The 21656-nt window shown below is 43.0% G+C and carries 19 protein-coding genes; 18 read left to right on the top strand and 1 reads right to left on the bottom strand.

The features are described 5' to 3' along the window. Window positions 1–99 precede the first annotated feature (99 nt). The 18 genes from FHR85_RS06150 (at window position 100) to prmC (ending at window position 20737) form a co-directional block, all read left to right on the top strand. Window positions 100–1287: an acetyl-CoA C-acetyltransferase gene (locus FHR85_RS06150; protein WP_167261991.1), complete on the top strand. Its 1188-nt coding sequence runs from the start codon at window positions 100–102 to the stop codon at window positions 1285–1287. Window positions 1288–1304: 17 nt separating this feature from the next. Next, window positions 1305–2156: a 3-hydroxybutyryl-CoA dehydrogenase gene (locus tag FHR85_RS06145; RefSeq protein ID WP_167261990.1), complete on the top strand. Its 852-nt coding sequence runs from the start codon at window positions 1305–1307 to the stop codon at window positions 2154–2156. 21 nt (window positions 2157–2177) lie between these two features. Next, a complete protein-coding gene (locus FHR85_RS06140) occupies window positions 2178–3317 on the top strand; it encodes an acyl-CoA dehydrogenase (RefSeq protein WP_167261989.1) in 1140 nt (379 codons plus the stop codon). 16 nt (window positions 3318–3333) lie between these two features. After that, a complete protein-coding gene (locus FHR85_RS06135) occupies window positions 3334–4476 on the top strand; it encodes an acyl-CoA dehydrogenase (protein WP_167261988.1) in 1143 nt (380 codons plus the stop codon). A 22-nt stretch (window positions 4477–4498) separates the two neighbouring features. Further along, window positions 4499–5440, top strand: a complete 942-nt coding sequence (meaB, locus tag FHR85_RS06130) for a methylmalonyl Co-A mutase-associated GTPase MeaB (protein WP_167261987.1) — start codon at window positions 4499–4501, stop codon at window positions 5438–5440. Next, window positions 5433–6074, top strand: coding sequence for a TetR/AcrR family transcriptional regulator (locus FHR85_RS06125; protein WP_167261986.1), 642 nt, complete (start codon window positions 5433–5435; stop codon window positions 6072–6074). The genes meaB and FHR85_RS06125 overlap by 8 nt, the downstream gene beginning before the upstream one ends. After that, the gene (icmF, locus tag FHR85_RS06120) at window positions 6074–9304 is read left to right on the top strand and encodes a fused isobutyryl-CoA mutase/GTPase IcmF (protein ID WP_167261985.1); all 3231 of its coding nucleotides are present in this window, start codon (window positions 6074–6076) and stop codon (window positions 9302–9304) included. Before FHR85_RS06125 ends, icmF begins: the two co-directional genes overlap by 1 nt. Window positions 9305–9721: 417 nt before the next feature. Next, complete coding sequence (rpoE, locus tag FHR85_RS06115) at window positions 9722–10198, top strand: DNA-directed RNA polymerase subunit delta (RefSeq protein WP_167261984.1); 477 nt, start codon at window positions 9722–9724, stop codon at window positions 10196–10198. A gap of 182 nt (window positions 10199–10380) precedes the next feature. Further along, window positions 10381–11973 carry a CTP synthase gene (locus FHR85_RS06110; RefSeq protein WP_167261983.1) on the top strand — a complete coding sequence of 531 codons (1593 nt, stop codon included), beginning with the start codon at window positions 10381–10383 and terminating at the stop codon, window positions 11971–11973. A gap of 94 nt (window positions 11974–12067) precedes the next feature. Next, the gene (locus FHR85_RS06105; RefSeq protein ID WP_167261982.1) at window positions 12068–12427 is read left to right on the top strand and encodes a response regulator; all 360 of its coding nucleotides are present in this window, start codon (window positions 12068–12070) and stop codon (window positions 12425–12427) included. 243 nt (window positions 12428–12670) lie between these two features. After that, window positions 12671–13318 (top strand): fructose-6-phosphate aldolase, encoded by a 648-nt coding sequence (fsa, locus tag FHR85_RS06100; protein ID WP_167261981.1) that lies wholly within the window; start codon window positions 12671–12673, stop codon window positions 13316–13318. 64 nt (window positions 13319–13382) lie between these two features. Further along, the gene (locus FHR85_RS06095; protein ID WP_167261980.1) at window positions 13383–14669 is read left to right on the top strand and encodes a UDP-N-acetylglucosamine 1-carboxyvinyltransferase; all 1287 of its coding nucleotides are present in this window, start codon (window positions 13383–13385) and stop codon (window positions 14667–14669) included. Window positions 14670–14708: 39 nt separating this feature from the next. Then, window positions 14709–15677 carry a class II fructose-bisphosphatase gene (gene glpX / locus FHR85_RS06090; RefSeq protein ID WP_167261979.1) on the top strand — a complete coding sequence of 323 codons (969 nt, stop codon included), beginning with the start codon at window positions 14709–14711 and terminating at the stop codon, window positions 15675–15677. Between the two features lie 489 nt (window positions 15678–16166). After that, a complete protein-coding gene (rho, locus tag FHR85_RS06085; RefSeq protein WP_167262044.1) occupies window positions 16167–17429 on the top strand; it encodes a transcription termination factor Rho in 1263 nt (420 codons plus the stop codon). Window positions 17430–17567: 138 nt separating this feature from the next. Further along, window positions 17568–17813, top strand: coding sequence for a type B 50S ribosomal protein L31 (locus FHR85_RS06080; protein ID WP_167261978.1), 246 nt, complete (start codon window positions 17568–17570; stop codon window positions 17811–17813). Between the two features lie 234 nt (window positions 17814–18047). Next, window positions 18048–18671 carry a thymidine kinase gene (locus FHR85_RS06075; RefSeq protein ID WP_167262043.1) on the top strand — a complete coding sequence of 208 codons (624 nt, stop codon included), beginning with the start codon at window positions 18048–18050 and terminating at the stop codon, window positions 18669–18671. 151 nt (window positions 18672–18822) lie between these two features. Next, window positions 18823–19893, top strand: a complete 1071-nt coding sequence (prfA, locus tag FHR85_RS06070) for a peptide chain release factor 1 (RefSeq protein WP_167261977.1) — start codon at window positions 18823–18825, stop codon at window positions 19891–19893. A gap of 1 nt (window position 19894) precedes the next feature. Next, complete coding sequence (gene prmC, locus FHR85_RS06065; protein ID WP_167261976.1) at window positions 19895–20737, top strand: peptide chain release factor N(5)-glutamine methyltransferase; 843 nt, start codon at window positions 19895–19897, stop codon at window positions 20735–20737. 183 nt (window positions 20738–20920) lie between these two features. Here prmC and FHR85_RS06060 read toward each other — a convergent pair whose 3' ends face one another. Next, on the bottom strand, window positions 20921–21466 hold the full coding sequence (locus tag FHR85_RS06060; RefSeq protein ID WP_167261975.1) for a GNAT family N-acetyltransferase: 546 nt from the start codon (window positions 21464–21466) through the stop codon (window positions 20921–20923). Window positions 21467–21656 lie beyond the last annotated feature (190 nt).

Below are 21656 nucleotides of genomic sequence, written 5' to 3'. Positions count from 1 at the left end.
GAACAAAAATTATAAAAAATCTGCAAAATTGAACGAACGCTCAATCAATATATGTTATAATACATGATAGCGGTTACATAACGAATGAGGAGGTTTAGTATGACAAAAACAGTCATTGTTGCAGGTGCACGTACACCGTTCGGAAAGTTCGGTGGCGCCTTAGCACCCTTAACAGCAGTTCAACTCGGAGGTATAGCGATTAAAGATTCGTTGAAACGAGCGAATGTCGAAGCAGAGGATGTTCAAGAAGTCATCATGGGATCAGTACTACAAGGGGGCCAAGGACAATTGCCATCAAGGCAAGCGTTACGTGAAGCTGGACTGCCATGGGGTACGAAAACAGAAACGATCAACAAAGTGTGTGCATCAGGCATGCGTAGCGTCGCCTTAGGTGACATGCTTATTCGTCTCGGCGAGGAAGAGGTTATTGTCGCAGGTGGTATGGAAAGCATGAGTCAAGCACCATATTTCATGCCGAATGCTCGTTGGGGCTTCCGTATGGGTGATCAGAAAGTGAAAGACATGATGGTCCATGATGGCCTAACATGCTCTTTTGAAAATGTTCATATGGGAAGTTACGGTAATCGAACAGCTGATAAATTCAATCTCTCACGTGAACAACAAGATGAATGGGCGGCGCGCAGTCATGAACGCGCAGTTCAAGCAATAAAAGACGGTAAATTAGCTGATGAAATCGCGACGGTCGAAGTTCCACAACGGAAAAAAGACCCGATTCAAGTGACAGAAGATGAAGCACCACGTGAAGATACCACAGCAGAGAGCTTAGCTAAACTAAAACCTGCATTCGATAAAGATGGCACGATTACAGCAGGGAATGCACCTGGTGTTAACGATGGAGCCGCTTCAATGGTCTTAATGTCCGAAGACAAAGCCAATCAAACCGGTCAAACGCCACTTGCAACGATTTTAGGTCATGAGGAAGTGGCAGTTGAAGCTGAACGTTTTCCTGAAACGCCAGGCATCGTCATCAACAATTTACTTGAGAAGACCGGATATACCAAAGACGATATCGACTTATTCGAAGTGAACGAAGCCTTTGCAGCTGTATCACTTGCGAGTCGTGAAATCGCAGGACTTGATCCAGAGAAAGTTAACGTCAATGGTGGAGCAGTTGCCTTAGGTCACCCGATCGGCGCAAGTGGCGCGCGTATTATTTTAACTTTAGCCTATGAATTAAAACGTCGCGGAGGCGGTTTAGGTATTGCGTCAATCTGCTCAGGTGGCGGTCAAGGTGACGCCTTATTAATCGAAGTACCGAAGCAATAATCGAAGGAGGAATCGGCATGGCTGTACAAAACGTTATGGTCGTTGGAGCTGGCCAAATGGGGGCAGGGATTGCTCAAGTTTTTGCACAAGCTGGCTTCGACGTGCAATTAAATGATATCTCAGAAGAATCACTAACAAAAGGCTATCAAGGCATTGAAAAACGACTTGATCGACAAATCGAAAAGGAACGCATCACAGCTGATGATAAGACGAACACGCTGAATCAAATCCAGACAACGTCAGATATCAATGATGCGAGTGATCGCGATTTAATTATCGAAGCTGTCGTCGAAACGATGGACGTCAAAACGAAGGTTTTTCAAAAACTGGATGAAGTCGCACCGAAACATGCGATTTTAGCGACGAATACGTCCTCTCTACCTATTACGGATATTGCAGCGGTAACAAATCGCCCTGAACAAGTAATCGGCATGCATTTTATGAACCCAGTGCCAGTCATGAAACTGGTTGAAGTGATTCGTGCGATTCAAACGAGTGACGCCTCTTATCAAATGATTCAAGAAGCAACTGAAAAGCTCGGAAAAACACCAGTTGAAGTGAATGACTATCCTGGCTTTATTTCTAATCGTGTCTTGATGCCCATGATTAATGAAGCGATTTATACGGTTTTTGAAGGCGTTGCGAAACCTGAAGATGTTGATAGTGTGATGAAGCTTGGTATGAATCATCCGATGGGACCGCTTCAACTTGCTGATTTCATTGGATTAGATACGTGTCTTTACATTATGGAAATCTTACACGAAGGATTTGGTGACAGTAAGTATCGTCCGTGCCCGCTCTTGCGGAAATACGTGAGCGCTGGCTGGCTAGGTAAGAAGTCAGGTCGTGGTTTTTACGTCTATGATTAAGGTGAGCAGGAGGAACCCCTCATGAATTTGCAATTTACAGAAGAACAAACGATGATGAGAAAGATGGTGCGTGATTTCGCTCAACAAGAAGTCGCACCTGCTGTCGAACAGATGGAGAGGGAAGATCGTTTTCCTGAAGAATTAATCGCAAAAATGAGCGAACTCGGTCTACTTGGCATCCCAATTAGTGAAGAACGTGGCGGAGCAGGCATGGATTACACGTCATATATTATCGCGATTCATGAGTTGTCGAAAGTGAGTGCGACACTAGGCGTGATTTTATCTGTGCACACGTCAGTTGGAACTTTCCCGATTTTGAAGTTTGGTACGGAAGAACAAATCAATCACTATATCCCGAAATTAGCCACGGGAGAATATCTTGGTGCCTTTGCTTTAACCGAACCTCAGGCTGGTAGTGATGCTAGCAATCTGAAAACAAAAGCGGTTAAAGATGGTGATGATTACGTTCTTTCAGGATCAAAAGTGTTTATGACAAATGGTGGATTTGCGACGACTTATATCGTGTTTGCGAATACTAACCCAGAACTCGGCCATAAAGGGGTATCCGCTTTTATCGTTGAAGATGGCACGCCAGGTTTTGAAGTTGGTAAAGCAGAAGAAAAAATGGGCTTACACGGCTCGAGTACGGTTTCATTAAGCTTTGATCAATGCCGCGTCCATCATTCGCAAATGCTCGGTGAAGAAGGTGCAGGCTTTAAAATCGCGATGGCGAACTTAAATATCGGCCGGATCGGCATTGCAGCTCAAGCCCTTGGTATTGCAGAAGCATCATTAGAGGCTGCGACGGATTATGCGAAAGAACGTGAACAATTTGGTAAGCCAATCGCGAAGCATCAAGGTGTGTCATTTAAATTAGCAGACATGGCAACAGCTGTTGAATCTGCGAAACTATTAGTCTATAACGCCGCTTCAACTTATGAAGCAGGAGAAGATGCAAGCATGCAAGCGTCGATGGCAAAGAAATTTGCATCACAAACAGCGATGGACGCAGCGATCGAAGCTGTTCAAGTTTTCGGTGGCTATGGTTATACGAAAGACTATCCTGTTGAGCGTTATTTCCGTGACGCAAAAATTACTCAAATCTACGAAGGAACGACCGAAGTCCAGAACATGGTCATCAGTCGTCAGTTGCTGAAATAAAAGGAGGAACCAATCGATGAATTTTCAACTATCCGAAGAACAACAAATGTTACGAAAAATGGTCCGCGATTTTGCAGTCAATGAAGTTGAACCAACGGCGGCAGAACGAGACGAGGAAGAACGCTTTGACCGTGAAATTTTTGACCAAATGGCCAATCTCGGTCTAACCGGAATCCCGTGGCCAGAAGAATACGGCGGTATCGGCTCAGATTTCGTCAGTTATGCGATAGCTGTTGAAGAACTATCACGCGTTTGTGCATCCACTGGCGTGACTCTATCAGCACACATTTCACTAGCGAGCTGGCCAATCTACACATACGGAAATGAAGAACAAAAGCAAAACTTCCTGCAGCGTCTAGCAACGGGTGAAGCCTTAGGTGCGTATGCTTTATCAGAGCCTGGCGCAGGTAGTGATGTGTCATCCATGAAGACAACGGCGAAACTTGATGGCGATGAATACGTGCTTAACGGTTCTAAAGTATGGATCACCAACGGCGGTGTCGCTGATATTTATGTTGTGTTTGCGAAGACAGACATGGATGCGAAACATAAAGGCATTTCCGCGTTTATCGTTGAAAAAGGAACAGAAGGCTTCAGTTTTGGTAAAAAAGAAGAAAAACTCGGGATTCGTTCATCACCAACGACTGAACTGATTTTCGAAAATTGCCGTATTCCAAAAGAAAATATGCTAGGTGATGAAGGTGACGGCTTCAAGATTGCGATGACAACATTAGATGGTGGTCGTAATGGTATCGCAGCTCAAGCGGTCGGGATTGCTCAAGGTGCGCTTGATAAAGCGACGGATTACGCGAAAGAGCGCGAACAGTTCGGTAAACCGATTGCGAAAAATCAAGGCATCTCGTTTAAGCTTGCTGATATGGCAACAAATATCGAAGCTTCTCGTCTATTAACCTATCAAGCGGCTTATAACGAATCAGAAGGTCTTTCGTATCAAAAAGAATCCGCAATGGCGAAATTGTTTGCTGGTGATACAGCCATGAACGTCACCGTAGAAGCGGTGCAAGTGTACGGTGGCTATGGTTACACGAAAGATTATCCGGTTGAACGTTATATGCGCGATGCGAAAATCACGCAAATTTATGAAGGTACACAAGAAATTCAACGTCTCGTCGTTGGCCGCATGGTCACGAAAGACTAATTGATTGAAAGGAAGGACTCGTATGGAGCAACTGGCGGAACGAATCGCAAAACAAGATCAGAGGGCATTAGCCCGAGCGATTACCATGGTGGAAAATGATCACCCGGAGAAATTGGCGCTCTTAAGTGCGATCAATCAACGTAAGCAAGGCTCGCATTACGTCGGGATCACGGGCTCACCTGGTGCTGGGAAAAGCTCGCTGCTTGATCATCTTGTGACCCATTTACGTGAGCAAGGCAAAACAGTTGCGATTATCGCCGTTGATCCGACGAGTCCCTTTAGCGGTGGTGCGCTTCTCGGCGACCGCGTGCGGATGCATAAACATTTCACGGATGAGAACGTGTTTATTCGAAGTATGGCAACACGTGGGAGCCTCGGTGGTTTAGCGCGTGCAACCAAAGACGCGATCCGAGCGTGTGATGCCTACGGGTTTGATTATATTTTTGTTGAAACAGTCGGCGTTGGCCAGTCAGAACTCGATATCATGAAAGTAGTCGATACGACGGCGGTTGTGCTGACGCCTAACTCTGGCGATGTCATGCAAGTGTTTAAAGCAGGCATTATGGAAATTGCCGATTTATTTATTATTAACAAAGCTGATCTACCAGGTGTTCGTCAATTGAAAAATCAGCTGTATGACATGATTCATATGGTCGGTTACGAACAATTTGAACCACGCGTCATCGAAGCTGTTTCGACGAATGAGCCTAAAGGTTTTGATAAAATGGTCCGAGCTTTCGAGCAGCACAGGGATCATTTACTAAACTCAGAAGCAGGCATCCAGAAACGCCAAGAACAATTGAAGCATGAAGTTTACGACTTAATACATGATGCTGTCTATAAAGATGTGATTCAAATGATCGAAAAAGATGAAAGTTTAATACAAGAATTAAACAGTGTAACAGACCCTTATCAACTAGCCGATCAATGGCTTAGAGTGTGGAAGGGGGCAGGTGATGGTTAAAGAAATTAGTTCCTCCATTAAGGATGAAACACTGATTCAAAAACGGCGAGCTCAACTGCAGAAAGGTGCGGTGACGCTTTTTAAAGATAAAGGGTTTCACCGCGCAACGACGCGGGAGATCGCTAAAGCAGCTGGTTTTAGTATTGGGACGCTTTATGAATATATTCGGACGAAAGAAGACGTCCTTTTTCTCGTCTGTGATGCGATTTACGATGAAGTGAAGTCGCGCATGGACGCAGTCATTGATACCAATGAGACGTCAGAAGATGCGCTTTATCAAGCGGTGAAGTCGTATTTCCATGTCATGGATGATTTACAAGATGAAGTGTTGATTTTATATCAAGAATTAAAAGCGTTACCAAAAGAAGCACAAGATTATGTTTTGAATAAAGAAATCGAAATGATGCACTTGTTTGAACAGATTTTAACCAATAATTATGCGTCAGTTTTAAGTGATCAAGACATTGTGTTAATGGCGAATAACATTTTTATTCAAGGACAGATGTGGGGCTTTCGTCGTTGGACGCTACAAAAAACATTTACATTAGAGGATTATACGAATCTTCAATTTAAATGGTTAACGAACCAATTGTCGTATGAAGCTTATAATCAAAAGCAAGGAGGCGTGTCATAATGCAGCAAGTGGAAGCATATCAAGTCAAGAATCCTGTAAGGTTTGTGACGGCATCAAGTTTATTCGATGGTCACGATGCATCGATTAATATTATGCGACGAATTTTACAAGCGAGTGGTGCAGAGGTTATTCATCTAGGCCATAATCGCTCGGTTGAAGCAGTGGTTAATGCCGCGATTCAAGAAGACGCACAAGGAATCGCGATTTCGTCTTATCAGGGAGGCCATGTCGAATACTTTAAATACATGGTCGACTTATTAAATGAAAAAGGTGCAAGCCACATCCAAGTCTACGGTGGTGGTGGCGGTGTTATTTTGCCGCGTGAAATTAAAGAGCTTCATGACTATGGGGTTGCGCGCATCTTTTCACCTGAAGATGGTCGTGAAACAGGGCTTCAAGGGATGATTAACACGATGTTAGAAGAGTGCGATCACCCGACGCCTATTGAATTAGAAGCGGACGCTAAAGCGGCGAAGGATGGCGACAATCAAGCGGTTGCTCGCTTAATCACGCATGTGGAAAATGGTTCAGTTTCAAGTGAAGAGTTGGACCGATTGCTAGCGATTGACGGTTCAAACGTGCCTGTTATGGGGATTACCGGAACGGGTGGCGCTGGTAAAAGTTCCTTAACCGATGAGTTAATTCGTCGCTTTTTAAATGAAGTCCCTGATAAGAAGATTGCGGTTATTTCAGTTGACCCGACGAAGAAGAAGACAGGCGGCGCTTTGCTTGGTGACCGAATTCGCATGAATGCGATTTTTGATTCGCGTGTGTACATGCGTTCACTGGCAACACGTGACTCTAAGAGCGAATTGTCAAAAGCGATTACGGATGCGATTAACGTGACGAAAGCGGCGCATTTTGATTTTATTATCATTGAAACGAGCGGAATTGGTCAGGGTGACGCAGAAATTACTGAAATCACGGACTTGTCCATGTATGTGATGACCGCCGAATTCGGTGCGCCTTCACAGCTTGAAAAGATCGACATGATCGATTTTGCAGACTTTATTGTCATTAATAAATTTGAACAAAAAGGCTCTGATGATGCACTTAAACAAGTCCGTAAACAGTATGAGCGTAGTCATATGTTGTTCCATGAAGATCACGCGACATTCCCTGTTTTCGGAACGATTGCGAGCCAGTTTAACGATGCGGGGACAAATACTTTATTTGCTGCGATGGTCGAAACGCTAAATGAGCGTTATGATTGGAATGTAGAAGTCCCGTTTGATACCAGTGTGAAAATTGCTGAGAAGCAAAACTTAATTATCCCGCCTGAACGACGCCAATATTTACGTGATATTGCCGAGACGGTTCGTGGCTATAAAGACCATGCACGTCGTCAAAGCGAGATTGCGAGTAAAGTTTATCAGTTGAAGGGCACGAAAGATGAACTCGCGGGTCACGAAGTCGATGCGCTTGATCAGCTGATTGCCGATTATGAACAGCAATTAGATTTAGAAAGTACACAGAAATTAGCTGATTACGACCAATTCCAGGACACGTATTCTAAAGATGAAATGAGTTATGAAGTGCGCGGTAAGGAATTTAAAGTCGAGATGAATACAGAAAGTCTGTCAGGTATAAAGATTCCGAAAGTGGCGCTACCGAGTTATCAAGACTGGGGCGACCGCTTAGAGTTTATGATGCTTGAGAATCTACCAGGCTATTTCCCTTATACAGCCGGTGTGTTCCCGTTCAAGCGTCGCGGAGAAGATCCGACGCGTCAATTTGCTGGGGAAGGAACGCCAGAACGAACGAATCGTCGGTTCCACTATTTATCCGAGAATGAACCAGCCAAACGCTTGAGTACAGCGTTCGACTCGGTTACGTTATACGGTGAAGACCCAGATGAGCGTCCAGATATTTATGGTAAAGTCGGCGAGTCAGGCGTCAGTATTTGTACCGTTGAAGATATGAAGAAACTGTATGATGGCTTTGATTTAAGTGATCCGAAGACGTCTGTTTCGATGACGATTAACGGGCCGGCGCCAATTATTTTAGCGATGTTCTTTAATGCCGCGGTTGATCAACAGCTTGATAAATTTAAAGATGAAAATGGTCGTGAGCCAAGCGCAGATGAACATGAGCGATTGAAGTCAGAAACGATTTCGGTGGTACGCGGAACGGTTCAGGCTGATATTTTGAAAGAAGATCAAGGTCAAAATACATGCATCTTCTCAACTGAGTTTGCCCTGCGTATGATGGGTGACATTCAAGAGTACTTTATTGAGCAGGATGTGAAGAACTATTATTCTGTGTCGATCTCGGGGTATCATATTGCTGAAGCGGGTGCGAATCCGATTAGTCAGCTTGCCTTTACGTTGGCGAATGGCTTTACGTACGTTGAATATTACTTAAGTCGTGGTATGGATATTAATAAATTCGCGCCGAACTTATCGTTCTTCTTCTCGAATGGGTTGGATCCAGAGTATACCGTGATTGGTCGAGTTGCTCGCCGAATTTGGGCGGTCGCAATGCGTGACAAATACGGCGCCGACGATCGCAGTCAGAAATTGAAGTACCATATTCAAACGTCAGGCCGTTCCCTGCATGCGCAAGAAGTCGACTTTAACGATATTCGTACGACGCTTCAGGCGTTACTCGCGATTCAAGATAATACAAACTCGCTTCATACGAACGCATATGACGAAGCGATCACGACGCCGACAGAAGAATCTGTTCGACGTGCGATGGCGATTCAGATGATTATTAATAAAGAATTCGGCTTAACGAAGACGGAAAACTCCCTGCAAGGTGCGTTTGTTTTAGAAGAATTAACGGATCTTGTGGAAGAAGCTGTGTTAGCTGAATTCGAAAGTTTAAATGAACGTGGTGGCGTGCTAGGTGCGATGGAACGTCAATATCAACGCGGTAAAATTCAAGAAGAGTCGCTTTATTATGAAGGTAAGAAGCACTCAGGAGAATTACCGATTGTTGGTGTGAACACGTACCAGAATCCGAACCCGCCATCTGAAGATGACATCAACTCAATGGAAGTCGCTCGTGCATCGCAAGAAGAGAAACAAGGACAAATCCAGAACTTACGCGATTTCCAAGCACGAAATGCTGCGGAAGCTGAAGTGGCTTTAGCGCGCTTAAAAGAAGTGGCAGCATCAGGCGGCAATATTTTTGCGGAACTAATGGATACCGTCAAAGTTGCTAGCCTTGGCCAAATTACCAATGCGCTATACGAAGTCGGTGGCCAATATCGCCGTAATATGTAAAAGCTTTTAACTAAGTCGTGGGATTCGATCTGGGGTCGAATCCTACGATTTTTTATTTATTGGAGATTTTGCGTGGGTATCAGTGAGTTTAAATTGTGAGTAAGGATGAGTGAGTCGCCGATATTTTTGGTATATAAGCGTCTTCGTATATGATAGCGCCGATAAATAAGCGGTAACGGCGCCTTCAAAATTTTATCGGCGCCATCTCAGAAATAACGGCGCCCTCTAGAATATATCGGCGCCTCAGCAAATATTTCAGCGTTCGCCGAAATATAACGGCGAGCGCCGAAAAGTCTCCAAAGCTACTCCTCCATATCAATCATTATAATTTGTTCTTGAATTGACGATGATATATGATATTCTGTAAACTAGGAAAGTAGCTAAAGTTACTGCTAACTGGATAAAGGAGTGCTGGTTGTGAGCTTAGAAAAGTATACACAAGAAGAAGTTCAAGAAATGTCGATGATTGATATTGCTTATGAAATCATGCATGGTGAGAATCAAGCGAGAAATTTCCAAGATATGTACCAGCTTGTTGCTGAAGCGAAAGAGTTCAGTCAGAAGGAAAAAGAACTATACATTTCTCAATTTTATACCGATCTTAATATTGACGGTCGTTTCTTATCAGTTGGTTCCAATCTATGGGGCTTAAAGCATTGGTATCCATTTGATCAAACGGTTGAAGATGCGTTTGTTGCTGAGGAAAAACCGAAGAAGAAGCAGAAGAAAAAGAAAAAAGATAAAGCAGAAGAACCAGCAGCTGAAGATGAAACCCTGCTTGAAGACGATGTTGATACAACTGGAGAAGAACCAGAAGCAGAGGAGCCGTTTGAAGATGAAGTCGATGATCTCGAGAAGAACCTAGATAAAGGTGACGAGGAAGAAGACTTATAAAGTATGCTTGACTTTCCCTTGGTTCAGGCGTATTATTCTATGTGGGCTCTCTAAAAAAACGTGATTAAAGCTCCCGAATATTGGTTTCGGGAGCTTTTTTTGTTTTTTATAGACGAATTTGAAACTAAACTCCAATTCATTAACACATCATAAATGGAAGTATAGAAAGTGAGGCTGTGAACATGACGAAGTATATTTTTGTAACGGGCGGGGTTGTTTCCTCTTTGGGTAAAGGAATTACCGCTGCATCATTAGGACGTTTGCTCAAAAACAGAGGATTAAATGTCACGATTCAGAAGTTCGATCCGTATTTAAACGTGGACCCTGGTACGATGAGTCCTTATCAGCATGGTGAAGTATTTGTGACTGAGGACGGCGCTGAGACGGACCTTGACCTCGGGCATTATGAGCGTTTTATTGACATAAATTTAAATAAATACTCCAATATTACGACGGGTAAAGTTTATTCGACGGTTATTCGGAAGGAACGTCGGGGTGACTATTTAGGCGGAACTGTCCAAGTGATTCCTCATATTACAAACGAAATTAAGGACAAAGTTTATCAAGCTGGAAATGAAACGAATGCGGACGTCGTCATCACAGAAATCGGCGGAACTGTCGGTGATATCGAAAGTTTACCATTCCTAGAAGCGATTCGTCAGTTAAAGAGTGATGTCGGGCGTGACAATGTCATGTATATTCATTGTACTTTAGTGCCGTATTTAGAAGCAGCAGGGGAAATGAAAACGAAGCCGACGCAGCACTCCGTTAAAGAGTTGCGTTCACTCGGTATTCAACCAGATGTTGTCGTGCTTAGAACTGAAATGGCGATTAGCCAGAGTATGAAAGATAAAATTGCGCTGTTCTGCGATATTAATGAGAAAGCTGTCATCGAAGCGCGTAACTGTGAAGTGTTATATGAAGTGGCGCTTGAGATGCAGCAACAAGGCTTAGATGATTTAGCGTGTCAGCACTTCGGATTATCGACTCCAGCAGCTGATATGACGGAATGGCATGAGCTGATCGACCGGGTGAAAAATTTGTCGAAAACAACGACGATCGCTCTAGTCGGCAAATATGTCCAACTGCAAGATGCGTATATTTCTGTAGTCGAAGCCTTGAAACACAGCGGTTTTGCGTTTGATTCCGATATTAAAGTCAAATGGGTGAGTTCAGAAACGTTAACAAGAGATAATGTTGACGCTGAATTAAGCGATGTCGACGGTATACTCGTCCCAGGTGGATTTGGCGATCGTGCGATTGATGGTAAGATCGAAGCGATTCGTTATGCGCGAGAAGAAAAGATTCCTTTCCTAGGTATCTGTCTCGGCATGCAACTTGCAACGGTTGAATATGCGCGAAATGTTTTAGGACTCGAGGGAGCACATTCTGCAGAAATCGATCCATCAACGCCGCATCCAGTCATTGATTTACTGCCTGAACAGAAGGAAGTGGAAGATTTAGGTGGTACACTGCGTCTTGGTGTTTATGCATGTCGCCTACAAGAAGGTACGCATGCGTATGATGCTTATCAGGATGAAATTGTTTACGAGCGCCATCGTCACCGTTATGAATTTAATAATACGTACCGTGAGCAAATGGAAGCGGCTGGCTTTACTTTCTCAGGATTAAGCCCAGATGGACGCTTAGCAGAAATTATTGAAATTAGTGATCACCCATGGTTTGTCGCGTCACAATTCCATCCAGAATTTAAATCAAGACCAACTCGACCACAGCCGTTATTCAAGAAATTTGTCGAGCATTGCGTAAAATAAGCCAATTGTGTATAAAATTGTGAAATGGATTGATTTTCCTGTTTTAATCATGTAAAGTGAAGTTGAAGAAATTGAACTGGAAACAGGTGATGGTATGGGAAAGTATCAAGCTGTTGTCGTAGATGATGAAGAATCAATCGCAACATTAATGGCGGCTTTTTTAAAACAAGAAGGGCTAGAGGTTAAACAGTTTACAAACTGTTCCGAAGCTTTAGATGCGATGAAAAATACTCGGACAGACCTTTATTTTGTTGATTATTTATTGCCTTATATGAAAGGTGATCAATTTATTGCAAAACTTCGAGATGAAGGTGAAACAGCACCTGCTGTCTTAATGACGGGCATGGGTAAAAGCCAAATAGAACAGGAAACGGACGTGTCTTACGAAGACATATTGGAAAAGCCGTTCACACTAGAAGATGTTTCACAAGTCGTGCATTATTTTTTAAAATAACTAAAAAGCCCTGGAGTAATGTTGCGAAAAATCGACACACTTGGTATTCTAGTAAGAGAATAGATATAGAATAACATTAGGGGAGGAAACCGTCGTGTCCACACTATTATCTAAGGTTAGTCACAACTCACGAGTAGATGTAGACGGTTTTCTGACGATAGACATGTGATGAAATTGGCTGACTCAGCGCGACTGGGTTAGCCTTTTCGTGTATCAACAGACATTTAAAGGAGACGGATTAACATGAAATTTTTTATTGATACAGCAAATTTAGATGAAATTAAAGAAGCAAATGCATTAGGCATATTATCAGGTGTCACAACAAACCCTTCACTTGTTGCGAAGGAAGGCGTGTCTTTTCACGACCGATTAAAAGAAATCACGCAAGAAGTAACAGAAGGATCTGTCAGTGCTGAAGTCATTTCGGAAGACGCAAAAGGTATGCTAAAAGAAGCAGAAGAACTAGTTAAAATTGCACCAAATATTACGGTGAAATTACCAATGACATTAGAAGGCTTAAAAGCGTGTAAAGCATTGACAGACAAAGGTGTCAAAACTAACGTGACACTCGTCTTCTCAGCGAACCAAGCATTACTTGCTGCACGTGCAGGCGCAACTTATGTGTCACCTTTCTTAGGGCGCTTGGATGATATGGGGCAAAATGGCCTCCATTTAATTAACGAGATCGCAACGATTTTTGATACACATGGTATTGATACAGAGATTATCGCAGCAAGCGTACGCCATTCGATGCACGTTTCAGAAGCAGCGATTAATGGCGCGCATATTGCAACAGTTCCATTTAAAGTCATTCAACAACTAGTTAAACATCCATTAACTGACCAAGGCATTGAAAAATTCTTGAACGATTGGGAAGAAGCGAATAAATAATTCGCGTTCAGCTAGGGTACGCTAACAGTTAAAGGATGAACGAACCTAATAAGGAGCATGGCATATGGATAAATTGCTTATTGAAGGCGGCCATCAATTAAACGGTGAAGTGCGGGTTAGCGGGGCTAAAAATAGTGCTGTAGCTTTGTTACCAGCGACTATTTTAGCTGAATCTGAGGTCACCATTGAAGGCCTTCCGAATATTTCCGACATTCAAATATTAAAAGAATTATTACGCGATATCGGCGGTGACGTGGAACAAAACGGTGAGGATATCACGATTGATCCGTCACATATGGTCTCAATGCCTTTACCAAACGGACGTGTGAAAAAGCTACGTGCCTCGTATTATTTTATGGGTGCAATGCTCGGCCGTTTTAAGAAGGCTGTGATTGGTTTGCCTGGAGGTTGCAATTTAGGCCCACGTCCGATTGATCAGCATATTAAAGGTTTCGAAGCTTTAGGTGCTCAAGTCACCAACGAACAAGGCGCTATTTATTTACAAGCTGATGAATTAATTGGTGCGAAAATATATTTAGACGTTGTCAGTGTTGGTGCCACGATTAATATTATGCTGGCGGCCGTTAGAGCAAAAGGGAAGACGACGATCGAAAATGCAGCCAAAGAACCAGAAATTATTGACGTGGCAACGTTATTAAATAGTATGGGTGCCAATATTAAAGGTGCTGGGACAGATGTGATTCGAATTGAAGGCGTCGATGAGTTAAAAGGATGCCAACACACGATTATCCCAGACCGGATTGAAGCGGGGACGTATACGATTTTGGCCGCTTCAAAAGGTGAAGAAGTAACCGTGGATAACGTGATTCCGACTCACCTCGAATCGTTAACGGCTAAGTTACGTGAAATGGGCGTAGAAATCGAAGAAGGAGCAGATTATCTTGTTGTCCGTGGTAACCGTAAGTTAAATAGTGTCGATATTAAAACACTCGTCTACCCAGGTTTCCCGACGGATTTGCAACAACCTTTCACATCGTTATTAACTCAGGCACATGGAACGAGTATTGTGACCGACACGATTTATCAAGCACGGTTTAAGCACATCGATGAATTGAGACGGATGAATGCAAATATCAAAGTTGAAAGCAATTCTGCTGTGATATCTGGACAATCTCCGCTTGAAGGCGCGAAAGTTAAAGCGAGTGATTTGCGCGCTGGTGCGGCCTTAGTCATTGCCGGATTAATGGCAGATGGCGTCACAGAAGTCGTAGGCCTTGATCATATTGAGAGAGGTTACGACCAAATTACAGAAAAACTAAAAAGTCTCGGAGCTGTTGTATGGCGCGAGCAAATGTCTGAAGAAGATAAAAAGTTATTCCAAAATGCGTAAAGCACTGACTAGAGCATTATAAAAAGGGGAGTCATAACCATGGAAAGAAGTTTATCGATGGAAGTTGTTCGTGTGACTGAAGCGGCTGCGCTAGCGTCTGCTCGATGGATGGGACGAGGTGAGAAAGAAGAAGCTGATGGCGCTGCAACAGAAGCGATGCGAACAGTCTTCGATACGGTACCGATGCAAGGGACTGTCGTGATCGGCGAAGGGGAAAAAGACGAAGCACCGATGCTATACATAGGGGAAGAAGTGGGCCAAGGCCAAGGACCCGAAGTAGACATTGCTGTTGATCCTGTTGAGGGAACGAATATTGTTGCACTTGGTACTTGGAATGCATTGTGCGTTGTAGGCATTGCTGACCGTGGCGAATTACTTCATGCACCGGACATGTATATGGAGAAAATCGCAGTCGGTCCTGAAGCTGTTGGAAAAGTCGACTTAAACGCTTCAACAGCTGATAACTTGAAAGCTGTCGCTGATGCTAAAGGAAAAGACGTAGAAGATGTGGTTGTCGTTGTCTTGAACCGACCACGTCATGATCAACTCATTCAAGAAATTCGTGAAGCAGGTGCACGTATTAAATTAATTCCTGACGGTGACGTAGCAGCATCTATTAACGCTGCCTTTGACCATACAGGTGTGGACATGCTAATGGGAACAGGCGGTGCACCAGAAGGCGTGTTATCAGCGATTGGCTTAATGTGTTTAGGTGGCGAAATTCAAGGCCGTTTAAAACCAGTTGATGATGAACAAACAGAACGTTGCCGAGGTATGGGCATTGAAGACGTGAACCGTATCTTAACGATGAAAGACCTATGCGGTGGCGAGGATGCTATTTTCGCTGCAACGGGCATTACAGACGGAGAACTCTTACAAGGTGTGCAATTCAAAGGCGATAAAGCCACAACAGAAACCGTAGTTATGCGCGCCAAATCAGGCACAGTCCGCTTCATCGACGGCACTCACAGCCTAGCTAAGAAACCAGATTTAGTGATGAAAGATTAGTGAATATAGAATTGTTATAACTGAGCGTTGATTTGACGTATTAGTTAAAGCTCATAGTTGTTGAATTGTGAGAAGCGAAGGTGGCGACTCCTGGTCGACTAAGTGCGGTCACGTCCTGTGACCAACGTCGACATTAGGCCGTCCGGGCCGTCACAGGAAAAGCACGTGTCTCGAGACCCCGCAGGCCACGCTTTTAGGCCGAGGAGGCTCGAGCCGTGCCCGCGGAAAGCGTCCACCGAAAGCGAATCACAATATCGACAACGGTCATTAGAAAAGCTATGAATATTTGAAGTCTGCAGTACTACATGCAGACTTCCCTTTTACACCAACTGAACACCTTGCCTAAAACGTAAAAACACGATACAATATAACAGTTATACCTCATATAACTATTTCTTCTCACATAGAATTGACAACCCAAACAAACTTATTTCCAATATATAAACGAATAAAATTTCATAAAAGTGTGGTGTTTTTGTGTCAAATCAAATGACAATCGCACAATTAGAAACGAAGAATTTAAAAGAACTGTACGAGCTAGCTCGTGAATTTGGCGTTTCTTATTATGCGAAACTGAACAAAAAGGAATTAATTTTTGCGATTCTAAAAGCGCAAACGGAACAAGACGGTAAACTGTTTGTTGACGGCGTCTTAGAGATTATCCAGTCAGAAGGCTTTGGTTTCTTACGTCCAATTAACTATGCGCCAAGCCCAGAAGACATTTATATCTCCGCTTCACAAATTCGCCGTTTTGATTTAAGAAATGGTGATCTAGTTTCTGGTAAAGCTCGTCCGCCGAAAGAAAATGAACGTTACTTTGGTCTACTGCATGTCGATGCGGTTAATGGGGACAATCCTGAAAGTGCCAAAGAACGGATTCACTTTCCAGGCTTAACCGCTTTATATCCAGATCGTAAAATGAATCTCGAGACAAAATCAAATGTTTTAGCTACCCGAATTATGGACATGATGGCGCCTGTTGGTTTTGGCCAACGTGGACTCATTGTTGCGCCACCTAAAGCCGGGAAGACAATGATTTTAAAACAAGCAGCTAATAGCATTAAACAAAATCATCCCGACTCAAAATTAATTATCTTGCTAATAGATGAACGACCAGAAGAAGTGACGGATATTGAACGGTCAGTAGCTGAAGACGTCGATGTCGTTAGTTCGACGTTCGATGAAGTGCCTGAAAATCATATTAAAGTGTCCGAGCTTGTGTTAGACCGCGCGATGCGTTTAGTCGAGCATAAACAAGACGTGATTATTTTAATGGACAGTATTACACGCTTAGCTCGTGCGTATAACTTAGTGATTCCACCAAGTGGACGGACGTTATCTGGTGGTATCGACCCAGCTTCATTCCACCGTCCGAAGCGTTTCTTTGGTGCGGCCCGTAATATCGAAGAAGGTGGTAGCTTGACAGTACTAGCAACAGCCTTAGTCGATACAGGCTCACGCATGGATGACGTCATTTATGAAGAGTTTAAAGGAACAGGCAATATGGAATTACATCTTGATCGCCGCATGGCTGAACGCCGCATCTTCCCAGCGATTGATGTGCTTAAGTCAGGTACTCGTAAAGAAGAGCTTCTCTTATCAAAAGAACATCTTGATAAGACATGGGCGATTCGAAAAACGATGCAAGATCAACATGATTTCTTAGACCGCTTCTTGCGTCGTCTACGTAACTCGAAGGATAACGATGAATTCTTCAAAATTATGGACGATGAAATGAAAGGTAAACAATAAGAATTGATTGCGGACCTTGCAATCTAAAACTTGAGTTGATATAATCACTCTGTATGACTTGGAAGTTAACAATCGGTTAACGAACGGTTTTAATCAACTCTGTTTCCACAGGATTCAGGGCAAGAAGGAGTGTTAAGCATGAGACAAGATATCCATCCGGAATATCGTCAGGTTGTATTTTTAGATACAAGCTCTGATTTCAAATTTCTAAGTGGTTCGACACTAGAATCTGATGAAACGATTGAATGGGAAGACGGTAATGAGTACCCATTAATTCGTGTTGAAATCAGTTCAGCTTCCCATCCGTTCTACACTGGTAAGCAAAAAGCCGACAAAGTTGGTGGCCGTGTAGACCGTTTCAAGAAGAAATACAACATGTCATAATAACGAAGATTCAATTAAAGGAGCTGACCGTATCTTTCAGCTAAACACCATACGAGATGATCTAACAAACCTTATTTCACCGTGTGGTCATTTAGCTAAGACGGTCAGCTTTTTTATTTTTATTAGTGAAATAGCAATCATAATTCGGCAGTCAGCGACAAGGTTGGCCGCCCTTTTTAATCACCATCTTGCGAAAAATGTAAAAGTTTGTATAAATGAGGTGCGAAAATCATGATGTATGTAATGAAACACAGTGGCTGGCTTGAAGTCATTTGTGGCAGTATGTTTTCTGGTAAATCAGAAGAGTTAATCCGCCGCGTGCGCCGAGCAACATACGGCAATTTAAATGTACGCGTATTTAAACCAGCAATCGATAATCGCTATGAGGAAGAATCCATCGTTTCTCATAACGGCAATTCGATTATCGCTCGCCCAATTGATGATGTCCAAGATATTTACGATAATATTGACGACAATGTGGATATGGTCGGGATCGATGAAGTTCAATTCTTTGACGATCAAGTGATTGAAGTCGCTCAGTACTTAGCTGATCAAGGTGTACGTGTCATTGTGGCTGGATTAGATCAAGATTTCCGCGGCGAACCATTTGGTGCCTTACCGCAACTTCTTTCGATGGCAGAAAACGTCACGAAATTAAATGCGATTTGCCCTTACTGTGGTTCACCAGCCAGTCGGACACAACGCTTAATTGATGGCAAACCTGCTTCCTATGATGATCCAGTTATTTTAGTCGGTGCATCTGAATCGTACGAGCCTCGTTGTCGTCATCATCACGAAGTGCCGAATCACCCACGTTCAGCCAACGATCAACTTAAAGCTCGCTCGTCACAAAATTAAATCCGATGTTTGAAAACCAGTCTTGATTGACCGTAATCTCGACTGGTTTTCAATTGTTATTCGAAAAACGGTGTAATGGACGAAATTTTTTCATATTCTATGGTATGATATAATGTGGAATAATTAACGAAATGTTAGAGGTGGACGTCGTATGCTCGAAAAATTACAACATATGGAGGATCGTTATAACCAGCTGACGGATTTATTGATGGATCCTGAAGTTATTAACGATTCTAATAAGTTACGTAAATATTCAAAAGAACAAGCTGATATTCAACCAGTCGTTGAGAAATATCGCGAATATAAAGATCTTCAACAACAAATCACAGATGCGAAAACAATGATCTCAGAAGAATCAGATAAAGATGTCATTGATATGGCAAAAGAAGAATTAGAAGAATTAGAACCACAAGTAGAACCAATGGAAGAAGAGCTTAAGTTCTTATTGATTCCGAAAGATCCAAACGATGATAAGAACGTCATCATGGAAATCCGTGGTGCTGCTGGTGGTGATGAGGCCGCTTTATTTGCAGGCGACTTGTACCGCTTGTATTCACGTTATGCGGAATCACAAGGTTGGCGCATTGAAGTGATCGAATCGCACGAAGCCGAAGTTGGCGGCTTTAAGGAAATTATTTTTATGATTAATGGAACAGGAGCATTTTCTCGTTTCAAATTTGAAAACGGTGCTCACCGCGTTCAACGTGTTCCTGATACGGAATCTGGCGGTCGGATTCATACGTCAACATCAACTGTCGCTGTTTTACCAGAAGCAGAAGAAGTTGAAGTAAATATTCAGGATAATGATATTCGCGTCGACACGTTTACTTCAAGTGGCCCAGGTGGTCAAAGTGTTAATACGACGATGTCAGCTGTCCGTTTAACACATGAGCCGACTGGTGTTGTCGTGTCATGTCAGGACGAAAAATCACAAATTAAAAACAAAGAAAAAGCCATGAAAGTTCTTCGTGCCCGTATTTATGAGATGGAACAAGCAAAAGCGCAAGAAGAATATGATGAAAACCGCAAATCAGCGGTCGGTACAGGTGACCGTTCAGAACGCATCCGTACGTACAATTACCCACAAAACCGTGTCACAGACCATCGCATTAACTTAACGATTAATAAGTTAGATCAAGTGATGGAAGGTAAAATCGATGAAATTATCGATTCCCTTCTCATTCAAGAACAAACAGAGAAATTAGAAGAACTTGGTGAGTAATATGACGTTTAACACGGTGCAAGAAGCCCGAAACTGGGCTTCTTCTTTTTTAGAGCAACATGACCGCGAACCGCGTGTTGGTGAATTGTTGTTGCGGTATTTGTTGGGTGTTAGTCAAAGTCAGTGGCTAGCAATGGGGCGTGATGTGCTAGATCAAGATGTGGCTAACACGTTTGCCACTTGGATTCATGATCATGCTGTAACAGGAAAACCAGTTGAACATTTTACGAATGAAGTGGACTTTTTTGATGATACGTTTTATGTAGATGAGCGTGTCTTGATTCCCCGTCCAGAAACAGAAGAGTTAGTTTTGGCTGTTCTAAATGAAGTGAACGGCGGTGAGGTGATCGTTGATGTCGGCACAGGAAGTGGGATTATCGCTCTTTCGTTAAAAGGTCGATTGAAAGACGCAACGGTGATCGGAACGGATTTGTCAGAAGACGCATTGGCTGTAGCGCGTTCAAATGGTGAGCGACTACAGCGAGATGTTTTGTGGACGTCAGGCGATTTTTTGAAACCTGTGTTGGATGAGGGAGCTACGCCTGATATCATCGTATCGAATCCACCTTATATCCCGCATGCTGAACGCGATTCATTATCGGAAACTGTCTCGCTCCATGATCCAGCTGAAGCCTTATTTGCTGAAATGAATGGACTCGCTGCTTATGACACAATCGTGAAGCAAGTTATGCAACTTGATGTTAGGCCGAAGCTGATTGCCTTTGAAATTGGCTACGATCAAGGTGAGAGCGTCCCTGCATTGATTCAATCCTATGACTCTGCCGCAGACGTTCGAGTCATACAAGATATAAATGGTAAAGACCGTATTGTTTTATGGAATTAATAAGAGAGCGCGTTCCCTATTTGAAAAGGAACGCGCTCTCTTATTTTATGAGACAATCCTGTTCAATTATGAAACAATTCTTCTCGATTGTGAGACAATCTTGTTCGTTTATGAAACAATCCAGCTCAATTGTGAAATAATCTCACTCAATTGTTAAACAATCTCCACGCATTGTTAAACAAATTAACTGGTGAGCCATTCATCTTGGAGCATGCCGTAGATTGTATGGTCAACGACACCGCTGCTTAAGCGTTCGGCAGCGCGGATTGTTCCTTCTTCTGTAAAGCCAAGTCGCTCAGGGATTGCGCGACTTTTCGTGTTCCCACTTGCTGCCCGAATCTCCACTTTGTTCATATTAAGTTGGTCAAATGCGTGGGCCATTAAGGTAGATGTCGCTTTCGTCATAATGCCGAAGCCTTGATATGACTCAGCTAACCAGTAGCCGATATGCGCGACGCCATTTTTCCAATCCAATAAATTATAACCGACGACGCCAGCGATACGACCTCGGAATACGATGATTGCATTCATTCCTTTGCTGTCGGCATAAAGCTGCTTCGAGGCTTTAATATACTGTGCTGTATCCTCAGGTTTAGTTGTTTGATCAACCCAAGCCAACCACTCCCGCAAATGTTCACGATTGTTATCGGTTAAAGCAAAAAGTTCCCCCAAGTCGCTATCATCGACCAATTTTAAATAAAGTTCATCATCGATTGTGTATGTAAACATTGAAACTCCTCCTTTAATAATATGAGATGACTATTTTGGGCGGTGTAATGATTGATGTTATTGAGCGCGATTTCAATTAATTGTGTGGCAATGAAAATAAATGAGTAATTTCCTTCCAGAATAGTGCGCCTAACAAAATAAATGAGTGCCCTTTGAAATAATAGTGTCTTTAATCAAATAAAAGAGCGCT

Source organism: Alkalibacillus almallahensis (genome assembly GCF_011761495.1).
In the GTDB taxonomy this organism is placed as follows: domain Bacteria; phylum Bacillota; class Bacilli; order Bacillales; family Alkalibacillaceae; genus Alkalibacillus; species Alkalibacillus almallahensis.
The sequence above is the reverse complement of the archived record's forward strand: the minus strand, read 5'-3'. Positions and strand labels throughout refer to the sequence as shown.